At 76.6% G+C, this 12,360-nt stretch carries 9 protein-coding genes; 5 read left to right on the top strand and 4 right to left on the bottom strand.

From position 1 onward, the window contains the following. Positions 1 to 205 precede the first annotated feature (205 nt). The 5 genes from IE170_RS26905 to IE170_RS26885 all read left to right on the top strand — a co-directional run bounded on the left by IE170_RS26905 (position 206) and on the right by IE170_RS26885 (position 3,665). Positions 206 to 685 carry a DedA family protein gene (locus IE170_RS26905; RefSeq protein WP_189812039.1) on the top strand — a complete coding sequence of 160 codons (480 nt, stop codon included), beginning with the start codon at positions 206 to 208 and terminating at the stop codon, positions 683 to 685. A gap of 180 nt (positions 686 to 865) precedes the next feature. Further along, positions 866 to 1,339 carry an RICIN domain-containing protein gene (locus IE170_RS26900; RefSeq protein ID WP_189812038.1) on the top strand — a complete coding sequence of 158 codons (474 nt, stop codon included), beginning with the start codon at positions 866 to 868 and terminating at the stop codon, positions 1,337 to 1,339. A 143-nt stretch (positions 1,340 to 1,482) separates the two neighbouring features. Next, entirely contained in the window at positions 1,483 to 1,851 is a 369-nt protein-coding gene (locus IE170_RS26895; RefSeq protein ID WP_189812081.1) for a VOC family protein, read from the top strand. Positions 1,852 to 1,923: 72 nt separating this feature from the next. After that, complete coding sequence (locus tag IE170_RS26890; protein WP_189812037.1) at positions 1,924 to 2,337, top strand: TraR/DksA family transcriptional regulator; 414 nt, start codon at positions 1,924 to 1,926, stop codon at positions 2,335 to 2,337. Between the two features lie 92 nt (positions 2,338 to 2,429). Next, positions 2,430 to 3,665, top strand: coding sequence for an amidohydrolase (locus IE170_RS26885; RefSeq protein ID WP_189812080.1), 1,236 nt, complete (start codon positions 2,430 to 2,432; stop codon positions 3,663 to 3,665). A 75-nt stretch (positions 3,666 to 3,740) separates the two neighbouring features. Here IE170_RS26885 and IE170_RS26880 read toward each other — a convergent pair whose 3' ends face one another. The 4 genes from IE170_RS26880 to IE170_RS26865 form a co-directional block, all read right to left on the bottom strand. Next, positions 3,741 to 4,271: an NUDIX hydrolase gene (locus tag IE170_RS26880; RefSeq protein WP_189812036.1), complete on the bottom strand. Its 531-nt coding sequence runs from the start codon at positions 4,269 to 4,271 to the stop codon at positions 3,741 to 3,743. A gap of 128 nt (positions 4,272 to 4,399) precedes the next feature. Continuing rightward, positions 4,400 to 5,254 carry a methionyl-tRNA formyltransferase gene (locus tag IE170_RS26875; protein ID WP_189812035.1) on the bottom strand — a complete coding sequence of 285 codons (855 nt, stop codon included), beginning with the start codon at positions 5,252 to 5,254 and terminating at the stop codon, positions 4,400 to 4,402. Beyond that, positions 5,251 to 5,472: an MbtH family protein gene (locus IE170_RS26870; protein ID WP_189812034.1), complete on the bottom strand. Its 222-nt coding sequence runs from the start codon at positions 5,470 to 5,472 to the stop codon at positions 5,251 to 5,253. The genes IE170_RS26875 and IE170_RS26870 overlap by 4 nt, the downstream gene beginning before the upstream one ends. 123 nt (positions 5,473 to 5,595) lie before the next feature. Next, positions 5,596 to 12,048, bottom strand: coding sequence for a non-ribosomal peptide synthetase (locus IE170_RS26865; protein ID WP_189812033.1), 6,453 nt, complete (start codon positions 12,046 to 12,048; stop codon positions 5,596 to 5,598). Between the last annotated feature and the right edge of the window lie 312 nt (positions 12,049 to 12,360).

The following is a 12,360-nucleotide window of genomic DNA, read 5'->3' as shown; positions in this document are numbered from 1 at the left end:
CGTTCGGTTAGGGTGGCCTTGCCTGGCTGCAGGTTCGGGCACCGCTGCCGCAGGTGGCAACCCATGGAACGGAACAGTCAGAGGCAGGGCGCAGGTGAGAGACGACGGCCGGGCGCGTGCGCGCCGCGCCCCCGCGGGGACGGAGCACCCATGCGGGTGACGGGCGCCCCCTGCGCCGCCGCCCCCCGGACCGGGACGAGGCGCCGTGGATGAGATCGCGCTGACGGCCGGAGCCCTCTACGTCATCGTGCTGCTCCGCGCCGGAGGGACCTTCGCCGTCGGCTGGCTCGCCGGCGCCGGCGCCCGGCGCAGCCGGTTCGCCGAGCGGATCTCCTCGGCGAAGTTCCAGCGGGTCGAGCGGGCGATCCAGCGCTGGGGCGCCCCGGTGGTGGCCGTCTCCTTCCTGACCGTCGGCTTCCAGACCGCCGCCAACCTGCTGGCGGGCAGCATGCGCATGCCGCTGGTGCGCTACCTCCCCGCCCTGTTCGTCGGCGGGGCGGCCTGGGCGCTGATCTACGCGACCGCCGGGCTCGGCGCGCTCCGGGTGCTGGGCCGCCTCTTCGCCGAACACCCGGCCCTCGGGGCATCCGCCGCGGCCGTCCTCGTCCTCGCGGTGTGCGGCACGATCGCCTACCGCAGACGCCGTGCGACCCGGCCCTCCCGCTCCGCGGCGGACGAAACCTGAACCAGCCACCCCTCCCGGGACACCGCCGTCCATCGTGTGAGGGAAAGCAGGATCGTGCCTGCCTGGTCCGACCGGGTGAGGCCGAGCCCCGGCCATCGACCGCGCGGACGCCGCACCGCGACCCTGAGCGCGCCGATGCATCCACCGGGACCGCATCGAAGCGACTCACGAGGAGCCCCCATGCGCGTGCGAGCGAACCTCACGCTCGGTCTGAGCCTGCTCACCCTGGCCGCCGCCGTGACCCTCTCCGCCCCGGCCGCGGCCGGCGGGACACGGGCCGCGGCCGCGGCACCGGTGCTCGTCCGCAACGCCGGCAACGGCTACTGCCTGGACATCAAGACATACGGCGAGGGCGAGCCCGTCATCATGTGGGAGTGCCACGGCGGCACCAGCCAGCAGTGGCGCTTCGAGCCCGACGGGACCATCCGCAACCAGGGCAACGGCCGCTGCCTCGACATCCGGACCTACGACGTCGGCGAACCGGTCATCATGTGGAACTGCCACGGCGGCAACAGCCAGCTGTGGCGCAAGGCGACGGACGGCACCATCCGCAACACCGGCAACGGCCGCTGTCTCGACATCCGGACCTACCTCCCGGACCAGCCCGTCATCATGTGGAACTGCCACGGCGGCACCAGCCAGCAGTGGTACTGAACCCTCGCACACGACCAGGCCGAGGCGCGCCGGCCGCGCCTGGGCCGGTGGTCGACCCGGCAGCGGCGGTGCCGATGAGTTCGCCGCGCCCGACCGGTCTCCCCTTCGACGCGACCGTCCTCGACAGGGAGAGCACCGGCACCATGTCCACCATCCAGCCTGTGATCATCACCGCGCACCAAGACCTGCTCCGCGCCTTCTACACCGAGCTCTTCGGAGCCGTGGAGGTCTTCCGGTTCCCGGCCGAAGGGCCGCCCTTCTACCTCGGCCTGCGCATCGGCGACACTGACCTCGGCCTGGTGGCCGAGGAGGACCCCGGGCCGGGTAGGGCGCCGCGGATCCTGCTCGGCATCGGCGTCGACGACGTCGACGGGACGCTCGCCCGCGTGGAGGCACTGGGCGGCTCGGTCCGCAGCGGCCCCCGCGACATGCCGTGGGGCCACCGCGTCGCCCACATCGCGGACCCGGACGGCAATGCCGTCAACCTCACGCAGCCCGTTCCGGCCCGCTGAGACCGGGCCGCCGCCCCGCCTCCTCCGGCGGCGGCCGGGAATCACCGGTCGCGGGGCGGCGTTGTGGCCGGCATGGCCGACGCACCCCGGCACGGCCCCGATGCGGACACCCCGTCCGCCGCCACCGCCGTCCGCGCACGCCTCGCCGCCGACCGCGCCGACACCCTCGCGGAGGCGGCCGCGCTCAGCCGCGAGTACGACGGGATCGTCGCGGCGAACGCCCTGGTCGCCGTGGACGACGAGCACGACCCCGAGGGCGGCAGCACCGCCTTCGAGCGGGCCCACGTAGCCGCCCTCCTGGCCCGGACCCGCGAGCACCTGCAGGAACTGGACCGCGCCCTGGACCGCCTCGCCGAGGGCAGCTACGGCCGGTGCGAGGACTGCGGCAACCCCATCCCCCCGGAACGCCTGGAGATCCGCCCGGCAGCCGCCACCTGCGTCGACTGCGCCGCCTCGACCCCTCACCGCCCGCCCTACCCCGCCTGACCCCCGCCCCTCCTGCCTGATGCGGCGCATCAGCAGCCGCTGCCGTGGAACACGCACATCAGCGCCCGGCCGCCCACCCCCAGGAGTCCACCGTGCCCGACGACCACCCCGGCACCCACGGCCGTACCCTCCCCGTCGACGCCCCGGAGGCGGTGTACGCCCGGGTCCGGCACGAGGTCGCCGCCCGCGCCGACCGCCTGTGGGACACCGCCCTCGCGCTCCACCGCGACCCCGAGCCGGCCTACGAGGAGCACCGGGCGGCCCGGCTGCTGACGGCGGAGCTGGCGCGGGACGGCTTCCGGGTCGAGCGGGGGACGGCCGGCCTGACCACCGCGTTCACCGCGCGCGCCGGCAGCGGCGAAGGCCCCCGGGTGGCCCTGCTGCTGGAGTACGACGCGCTGCCGGGGCTCGGCCACGCCTGCGGGCACAACCTGATCGCCGCGGCCGGCCTGGGCGCGGCCCTCGCCGTGCGGGCCGCCCTCGGCGACCCGCAGGGCTCGCTGCTGGCCGTCGGCACGCCCGCGGAGGAGCGGGGCGGCGGCAAGGTCGCGCTCGTGGAAGCGGGGGTGTTCGACGGCGTGGACGCAGCCTTGATGGTGCACCCGGGCGTCCACGACTGGTCGTGGGCGCCCCTGACGGCCAGCGCGCAGGTCCGGGTGGGGTTCCACGGCCGCGCCGCCCACCCGACGGGCAACCCGACGCAGGGCATCGACGCCCTGGGCGCGCTCATCCAGCTCTTCAACACGCTGGGGGTGCTGCAGCGCCGGCTGCCGCCCGGCTCCCACGTCCAGGGCATCGTCACCGACGGCGGCCGCGCCACCAACATCGTGCCCGAGTACGCGGAGGGGCTGTTCGGGCTCCGGGGCGCGACCACGGCCGCCCTGGAGGCACTCGCCGGCGAGCTGGAGCGGTGCGCGGAAGGCGTGGCCGCCGCCACCGGGACCAAGGCCACCGTGGAGCGGGCAGGGTCGCGGTACGAGCACTTCCGCGACAACCCCGTCCTCACCGCCCGGTTCACCGACCACCTGGCACGGGCGGGGATCCACCTGACCGAACCGGAGTCCGGCGTGTACCTGGGCTCCTCCGACATCGGCAACGTGAGCACGCGTGTGCCGGCCATCCACCCGTTCCTCGCCATCATGGACGCGGCGGACGGCTCCGACCACACCCCCCGGTTCGCCGAGGCGGCCGCGTCTCCCCGCGCACGCCGCGTCCTGCTCGCGGCGGCGGAAGCCCTCGCCTGCACGGCGGCGGACGTGCTGCTGCACCCGGAGGCCGCCGCGCAGGCACATGCGGCGCTGCGGGAGCGGGCCGAGTCAGGCCTGTGACACCGGGCCGCGGCGCCCGCGCCGTCAACCGCGCCGTGTCGGCCACCGGGTCGGCATTGCGGCGACGGTGCAGCCTCAGGCCCTGAGGTCGAGCAGCAGGGCCATCACGCCCACCAGGGTCGCGCTGCTGACGATCTCCCCGCGGGCGATCATGCCGGGGATGTCGGCCGACGGGATCCACTCCAGCCGGTCCGACTCGTTGCGTTCGCTCGGCTCGCCGATGCGCCGGACCCCGTCCGCGCGGAACACGAAGTGCCGGCTGTCGGTGATCCCGGCCGCGGGCTGGGCGCTGATCAGCGCACTGACGGTCTCCGGACGCCAGCCGGTCTCCTCCTCCAGCTCCCGCGCCGCGGCGACCTCGGGGCTTTCGCCGTCCTCGACCAGGCCCATGGGCAGCTCCCACGCCCAGGTGTCCGTGACGAAGCGGTGGCGCCACATCATCAGCACCCGCTGCCGCTCGTCGACGGCCGCCGCGACGGCGAGGTCCCGCAGCCGCACCACGTGGTAGTCGGTGCGGACGCCGTCCGGCTGCTCCACGTCGAGGGAGCGCAACCGCACCCACGGGGTCTCGTAGAGGCTGTGCTCGCCGTGAACGGTCCATCGCATGTCGTGCCTGCCCTCGGGGATCGTCGGTCGGACCCGGTGTGCCGGGGTCGCGGAGCCGCACCCCGGGGCCCGCGGCGGCGCTGCACTGCCGCCGCGGGGCCTCCCGTCCACGATCCGCTGGACAGAACCTAGTCCAGCGGGTCCGCCGCCAGGACCCACAGGTCTCCGTTGCCGCAGGTGATGCGGCGGCCGGTGCCCGGGGGCGGCTGGCGCAGGGTCGTGCGGCGCAGCCGCCAGCGTGCGCCGTCGATCACCGCCACCGGGCCCTGTACGCGCGGGTGGTGGCCGGCGATGTTCCAGGCGCGGACCTGGGCGTGGATGTCCGCGGCCCGCCCCGACCAGTCCACCGCGGCGTAGTCCTCCGCGAAGAACCCGGCCCAACTGCCCTTCCGCTCCGGCTGCGGTTCGCCCGCGTCCCCGCGCACCAGTCGGCGCAGCACCAGCGGCAGCATCTCCGAAGCAGCCTCCAGCACAAGGGCGTTGACCCCGGTGAACGACCACACCTCCTCGTCCAGGGCGATCGTCGTACGCGCCAGCACGGAGCCCGTGTCCAGCTCTGCGTCCATCCGGTGCCATGTCACGCCGATCGTCCGCTCGCCGTTGCGCACGGCCCACCCCACCGGATTCGGCCCCCGGTACGAGGGCAGGTCGGACGGGTGGCAGTTGACGGTCCCCAGCCGGGCCGCGGCCACAGCGGCGGCGGGAAGCCTGCGCGGGTAGCCGTAGCTGACGGCCACGTCGACGGCGTACGCGCCCAACAGGCCCGCGATCGAGTCCGTCCGGGCGGGAACGGCCAGGTCCACCCCTGCCGGCAGGTCGTGCTCGCCGAGCACGTGCCCGGGCCAGTCGGCGGGGCGCCGGTGGCCGACCACCACCGGGACCCGGTGCCCGAGGGCGCGCAGCGCCTCGACCAGCGGGGGCGCGGTCTGCGGGAGCGCGGCGACGACGGCGACGCGCAGGACGGGTGTGTCCGGCGCGTTCACCGGGCGGTCCCGGCAGCGGCCTCGGCGGCCCGCAGCGAGCGCGGCCGCAGATCGGTCCAGGACGTCTCGACCCACGCCAGGCAGGTGGCCCTGTCGGCCCGCGGGTGCACTTCGCGCCAGCCGTCCGGAACGGCGATGTGGGCGGGCCACAGGCTGTGCTGGCCCTCGTCGTTGGCGAGCACGGCGAAGGCGCCGTCGGGGTCGTCGAACGGGTTCATGCAATCTCCTCGGATGTGGCGGTGCGCAGGCGCTGCCGCGCATGGCACTGCGATGGATCAATGGGGGAGGGGCCGGCCCCGTGCGCATCCCGGGGCGGCCCCCGTGCGCCTATCGGCGCCCGGTCAGCTCCGTACGGCCGCGACGGCCGCACCGTCGAGGCCGGGGCCGGCGGCCCCGTGCGCCCCGGCGGCCGCGCCGCCCGGCCCGGAGTCCGGCTCACCCCCGGCCCCCGCCCCCGCTGCGTACGCCGCGGCCAAGGCGGCCGGCGTGGCCCGCTGCATCACCTGGGCCAGCGTCACCGACGGGTCGAGCCGCTCGCGCAGCCGCTGCAACAGCCGGGCCGCGAGCAGCGAGTGCCCGCCCAGGTCGAAGAAGTTGTCGTCGACGCCGACCCGCTCCAGGCCCAGCACGTCGGCGTACGCCTCGACCACCGCCCGCTCGGCCGGGGTACGGGGCTCCCGCAGCACGGCCGGCGCCCGCTGCGGCTCGGGCAGCGCCCGCCGGTCCACCTTGCCGTTCACGGTCAGCGGCATGTGCTCCAGCACCATCACCCGGGCGGGCAGCATGAAGTCCGGCAGCACCTCCGCCAGCGCGGCCCGCAGCGCAGCCCCGTCGAGGGGCGCACCGCTCTCCGACGCGCCGACGGCGTAACCGGTGAGCTCCTTGCCGCCGCGCCCGTCCGGCCCCGCCACCACGGCGGCCTGCACCACCCCGGGCAGGGCGGCCAGAGCGGCCCGCACCTCGTCCGGCTCGATGCGGTGCCCGCGGATCTTGACCTGGTCGTCGTTGCGGCCGGTGAACTCCAGCGAGCCGTCCGGCAGCCTCCGCGCCAGGTCACCGGTGCGGTACATCCGCGCCCCGGGCGGCCCCCAGGGGTCGGCCACGAACCGCGCCGCGGTCAGCCCCGGCCGGCCCAGGTACCCGCGCGCCACCTGGTCGCCCGCCAGGTACAGCTCCCCGACCAGCCCCTCGGGCACCGGCCGCAGCCCCGCGTCCAGCACCCTCACCCGCGATCCGGGCACCGCCCGCCCGATCGGGGGCCGTGCGGGCCAGCCGGCCGGCTCCCCGGCGACCTCGCCCGCCGTCACGACGTGCGTCTCGGCCGGCCCGTAGTGGTTGTGCAGCCGCTTCCCGCCGCGGGCGCACAGGCTGCGCAGCTGCGGCCCGACGACGAGCGCCTCGCCGGCCTGCACCAGGTGCCGCAGGTCCGGCAGCGCCTCCCGCTCCCCGTCGGCGAACTCGCACAGCGCCGCCAGGACGGGCGTCGGCGCGAACAGCTCGGTGACCCGGTGCGTACGAAGCCACGCGGTCCAGGCAGCCGCGTCCGCGCGGGTGTCCGCGTCCGGGACGGCCAGCGTACGGCCCGTGCACAGCGCGGTGAGCACCTCCTGCGTGGCGACGTCGAACGCCATGGACGTGAACTGCGCCGTCACCGACCCCGGTTCCGCGGGGAAGCGCTCCTCGTGCCAGTCCACGAGCCGGTCCAGGGCCGCCCCGGGCATCACCACGGCCTTGGGCGTCCCCTGCGTGCCCGACGTGTGCACCACGTACGCCGGGTGCCCGGGCAGCCGCACCGGACGGCGGCGCACCCGCCGTCCACCGGGTCCGGCCGGCGGCTCGGCAGACACGTGCCGCGGCTCCAGCAGCATCCGCGGCACGGCGGCGTCGACCAGCGACAGCGCCGCATCGAACTCCGCCTGCCGTACCAGCAGTGCGGGCCGCCCCTCGGCGGCCAGCGCCGCCAACCGGGCCGCCGGGTGCCGCGGATCCAGCCACAGGTACGCGGCCCCGGCCTTGAGCACCGCCAGCATCGCCGCCACCGCGTCCCGGCCGCGCCGCAGGCACAGCGCGACGACGTCCTCGGGCCCGATGCCGCGAGCGGACAGCTCCCCGGCCAGCCGGTCCGAGGCCGCGTCCAGGCCCCGGTAGTCCAGCACCCCGGCGCCGTCCACGACGGCCGGCCGCCCCGGAGCCGTGCGCACGTGCCCGGCGAACCGCTCCAACACCGGCACCGGCACGGGCAGCAGCTCCTCCCCGCCCCCGCCCGCCCCGCCCGCGGCGGCGGCCGCGACCGGCTGCGCGGCGGGCGCGTCCAGGTCGGCGGCCAGCGCGTCCAACGCCTCGACCAGCCGCGCCCCGATCTCCCGCGCCCCCTCCTCGCCGATCCGCCCCGGCTGGTACTGGACCCGGATCGCCACCCGCTCCCCGGGCGAGACCAGCACGCACAGCGGGTAGTGCGTGCCGTTCTCCACCCGGCTGGACACCACCCGCAGGTCAGCGCCCCACCGGGTGGCGAAGGCGTCCGTATACGTCTCCAGCACGACGACGGTGTCGAACAACTCGCGCAGCCCGGTCCCGCGGATGATCTCCGCCAGCCCCAGGTGCTGGAACGGCATCATCTCGGTCCGCTGCTCCTGGAGCGCCGCCAGCAGCCCTCCCCGGTCGCCGGCCGCGGCGGTGTCCACGCGCACCGGAACCGCGTTGTTCATCAGCCCGACCATGGACTCGACCCCGGGCAGGTGGGGCGGCCGGTCGGCGACGACCGTGCCGAACACCACGTCCGTCCGGCCGGTCAGCTGGGCCAGCACCAGCGCCCACGCGCCCAGCACCAGCGTGTTCAGCGACAGCCCCCGCTCCCGGGCCCGCGCCCGCAGCGCGGCCGTACGCCCGGCCGGCAGCTCCACCAGCACCGTCCGCGGCCGCACCCGCTCCCCGCCGCCGCCCGGCGGCGGCGTCAGCAGCGTCGGCTCGGTCACGCCGCCGAGCAGGGCCTGCCAGTGCTTCCCCGCCAACGCCGCGTCCTGATCGGCGACGTACCGCAGGTACGCCAGCGCCGACGGCCGCGCGGCGAGCGCCGGCACCGCGCCCGATGCGGCCTGCCCGTACAGGTCGGCCAGGTCGGCCAGCGCCACCTGCATCGACCAGCCGTCCATCAGGATGTGGTGGTAGCTCAGCAGAAGCAGCGAGCGGTCCCCGCCCAGCCGCAGCAGCACGGCCCGCAGCAGCGGCGGCGCAGCCGGGTCGAACGGCTCGTCCCGGTCCCGGCGCGCCTCCGCCTCCGCGGCGGGCCCGCGCTCGCCCTCGGGCAGCCCCGCCAGGTCCACCTCCCGCAACGGCACCGCGGCCTTCTCCGGCACGAACTGCACCGCCCGGCCCCGGCAGTCCCACCGGAACCCGGCCCGCAGGGCCGGATGCCGCTCGACGAGCACGCCCAGCGCCGACCGCAGCGCACCCGCGTCCACCGGCCCCTCCAGGTCGAGCAGCGTCTGCACGTGGTACGGATCAGCGGCGCCCCCGCCCTCGTGGGCGTGGTAGAGCAGCCCCTCCTGGAGCGGCGAACACGGCCACTGCTCCTGCGCACGCTGCCCGGGCATGACGACGTGCCCGGCCCCTTCCGGCTGCGCTCCGCCGTCCGCCCGGGCGAGAGCGGTCAGCACACGGGCCCACTCCCCGGCCAGGCGCTCCGCGTCGCCGCTGTCGACCAGCCGCGCGGACCACCGCCACACGGCGGTCAGCAGCGGCTCCCCGGTGCGCTCGTCGACGACCGCGTTGACCTCCAGCGGGTGCGACAGCGGCTGCCGGGCGGCCCGGTGGATCCCGAGGACGGGCGCCTCCGCGGCGTACGGCCACGGGTCTCGGCCGGCGACGGCGTACCGGCCCAGGTAGTTGAAGAGCACCGGCCGCCCCGGCGCGGCGGCGAGGAGCCCGCCGGCCTGCGGGTGCAGGTGGCGCAGCAGCCCGTACGAGGCGCGGTCGCGCGGCACCCGCCGCCACTGCTCCCGTACGGCGCGCACCGCGTCCGCGAGCTCCGCGTCCGCCACGCCCGGGTCCGCGGCCAGGCGGACGGGGAACATGCACGTGAACCAGCCCACCGTGGAGGCGACTGCGGGCTCCGCGCCGCCCGCCGCCGCCCCGTCCCGGCCGTGCCCCTCGGTGTCCAGGACCAGCGTCGCAGACCCGCTGCACCGGGCGGCGGCCACCGCCAGCGCGGCCAGCAGCAGCTCCTGCGTCGTCGCACCGTAGTACGCCGGCGCGGTGGTCAGCAGGGCCCGGCCGACCTCGGCGGGCAGCACCGACTCCACCGAACGGGACGTCCCCACCGTGTCCAGTTCCGGATCCAGCGCCCCGCGCGCCGGCCACGGCCCGGCCGCCGGGGCGCACGCCTCCAGCCAGTGCGGCAGTGTCGCCAGCACCTCGTCGCTGCCGGCCCGCGCGACCTGCGCCCGCACCCACTGCCGGTACGGGGTCCTCGCGCCCCAGGCGCCCAGTGCCCGCGGATCCTCCGCGGCCCGCGCCAGGTCCTGCACCAGCACCTGCCAGGACACCCCGTCCACCACCAGGTGGTGCGCGGCCAGCAGCAGCCGGCCCGCCCGCGCCGGGCCCGCGTCCCACCACACCGCGCGCAGGGCCCGCCCCGCGGGCAGGTCCAGCGACCGCATGACGCCCGCCACCGCCTCACGGACGTCGCGCGCGGACGGGGCGCCCGGCAGCTCCCGTACGTCCACCACGTCCAGCAGAGCGCCCGCCTCCACCTCGCCCGGCGGCAGCACCTCGGGCTGCCACACGGTGTCCGCGGACGGGTCGGGGAGCCGGGTGCGCAGCGCGTCGTGCCGGTCGAGCACCGCCTGCAGCGCCGCGACGAGCGCCTCCCGCCCCAGCCCGGGCGGCGTCTCGACGAGCTGAGACTGCACGAACTCGCCGACACCCGGGCCTTGTTCGCGCAGCCACAGCGCGATCGGCGGCAGCTCCAGACGGCCCGTCGCCGACTGGTGCAGCAGGTCCGCGGCCGGCGCCGCCGCCTGCGCGGAGGCGGCCAGCGCTCCGGGGGTCCGCAGCCGGAAGACGTCCTGCGAGCTGATCGCCACGTTCTCCCGGCGGACCCGGCTGACCAGCCGCATCGCCGTGATGCTGTCACCGCCGAGCGCGAAGAAGTCGTCACCGGTGCCGGCCCCGGGCAGCCCGAGCACCTCGGCGAACGCCGCGCACAGCGCCCGCTCGGCCGGCGTCCGCGCGGCGCCGCCCGCCCCGCCCCGCACGGCGGCGGGCGCGGGCAGCGCAGCCCGGTCCACCTTGCCGTTCACGGTCATCGGCACGTCGTCGATCAGCAGCACCGCCGACGGCACCAGGTACTCGGGCAGCGTCCGGCCCAGCCGCTCGCGCAGCTCCTCCCCGGTGACCGCCGCCGCGCCGCGCTCCGGCACCGCGTAGCCGACGAGCCGCCCGCCGTCCGCGACCACCACCGCCTGCGCGACCCCGTCCAGGGCCGCCAGGGCGGCGCGCACCTCGCCCGGCTCGACCCGGTGGCCGCGGATCTTGACCTGGTCGTCGTCGCGGGCCAGGTACTCCAGCGCGCCGCCGGGCCCCCGCACGGCCAGGTCGCCGGTGCGGTACATGCGCGCACCGGCCGGACCGTACGGGTCGGCCACGAAGCGCTCGGCGGTCAGGCCCGCCCGCCCCAGGTAGCCCTGGGCCAGCTGCTCGCCTGCGATGTACACCTCGCCGGGCTCGCCGTCCGGCACCTCGGCCAGATCGGGCCCGAGCAGCCGTACGGCGGCCCCCGGCAGCCCGGTGCCGATCGGAACCCGCCCTGCGGGCAACGGCTTCCCGGGCGGCAGGGCGTGCAGGGTGGTGAAGGTGGTGCACTCGGTGGGGCCGTACACATGGCCGAGCGCCAGCTGCGGACAGGCGGCCCGGATCCGTACGAACGCCTGCGGGTCGGCGGCCTCGCCCCCGGTGAGCACGGTGTGCAGCCCCCGCAGCGCGCCCGGGTCGTCCGCGGCGATCTGGTTGAACCAGGCGGTGGTGAGGAAGACCCCGGTGACACCGTGCCGGGCGACCAGTGCGGCCAGCCGGTGGGCGTCGAGCCGGTCCTCGGCGGGAACGACGACGGTGCCGCCCCGGGTGAGCGGCAGCCACAGGTCGTGGCTGAGCGCGTCGAAGCCGAGCGCGGAGACGAGCGCCGTGACCCGGTGCCCGGGCTCCTCCCAGTGCGGGTCGGCGGCGAAGTGCGCCAGGTTGCGGTGGGTGACCTGGACGCCCTTCGGGTGCCCGGTCGACCCCGACGTGTAGAAGACGCACGCCACCCGCCCGAATTCCCCCTCCGCCACCCCCGCGGCCGGACCCGTACGGGATCCCGCGCGCCCGGCCTCCGGCACGGCGACGGCCCGCGGCCCGCCGGGGCGCCCGGCCACTCCGGCTGGTACGAGCACGGCCGCGCACCCGGCGTCGTCCTCGACGGCGTCCAGCCGCTCGGCCGGCGTCCGCGGATCCAGCACCACGGCGGCGGCGCCGGCCTCGAACACCGCGAGCAGCGCGGCGACCAGCCGTGCCGACCGCGGCAGCCGCACCGACACGGCGGCCCCGGGCCCGACCCCGGCCTCCCGTAACCGCTGGGCCAACTCGCCTGCGTAAGCGCACACTTCGCGGTAGGACCAACTCCGGCCGCCCTCCTCCACCACCGCGGTGCCGTCCGGCGCGCGGAGTGCGGCGGCGGCGACTGCGCGGTGCACGGGCAGGGGCTCACCGGTGTCGCCGACCGGGTAGGCGGGTGCCCACGTCGCTGCTGAAAAGATCATGGACGTCATCCAAGACGCACCGAAGTGACGTTCCGTCCGGCCGCCACCCGGTCGGCGCAATTTGATCATCCGATCGGGTGCGCAAAACCGGAATGCGCCCCACCCGCGACCCCAACCCCCCTTCTCGGCGGCTCGGTTCGACGTCTGTCCCCGCCAAAGGGGGCGCACACCCACCCCGCACGCCCCACCCGCGGTCGGCCGCAACGCACGAAGCCGCGCCCGCACACCGGAGGACCGCCGCAGGACCTCACCACCGGAGCGACATAGACTCCCAACCGTCCCCTCGGCAGGGCCTGACGGCGATGCGGCAGG

The sequence above is a fragment of the Streptomyces toxytricini genome, from assembly GCF_014649915.1.
Taxonomy (GTDB): Bacteria; Actinomycetota; Actinomycetes; order Streptomycetales; family Streptomycetaceae; genus Streptomyces; species Streptomyces toxytricini.
The sequence above is the reverse complement of the archived record's forward strand: the minus strand, read 5'-3'. Positions and strand labels throughout refer to the sequence as shown.

Bases quoted from the DNA above. Each gene is read 5' to 3' on its own strand.
- IE170_RS26900 (WP_189812038.1), top strand. From the start codon at position 866: ATGCGCGTGCGAGCGAACCTCACGCTCGGTCTGAGCCTGCTCACCCTG.
- IE170_RS26895 (WP_189812081.1), top strand. From the start codon at position 1,483: ATGTCCACCATCCAGCCTGTGATCATCACCGCGCACCAAGACCTGCTC.
- IE170_RS26890 (WP_189812037.1), top strand. From the start codon at position 1,924: ATGGCCGACGCACCCCGGCACGGCCCCGATGCGGACACCCCGTCCGCC.
- IE170_RS26880 (WP_189812036.1), bottom strand. From the start codon at position 4,271: ATGCGATGGACCGTTCACGGCGAGCACAGCCTCTACGAGACCCCGTGG.
- IE170_RS26870 (WP_189812034.1), bottom strand. From the start codon at position 5,472: ATGAACCCGTTCGACGACCCCGACGGCGCCTTCGCCGTGCTCGCCAAC.
- IE170_RS26865 (WP_189812033.1), bottom strand. From the start codon at position 12,048: ATGATCTTTTCAGCAGCGACGTGGGCACCCGCCTACCCGGTCGGCGAC.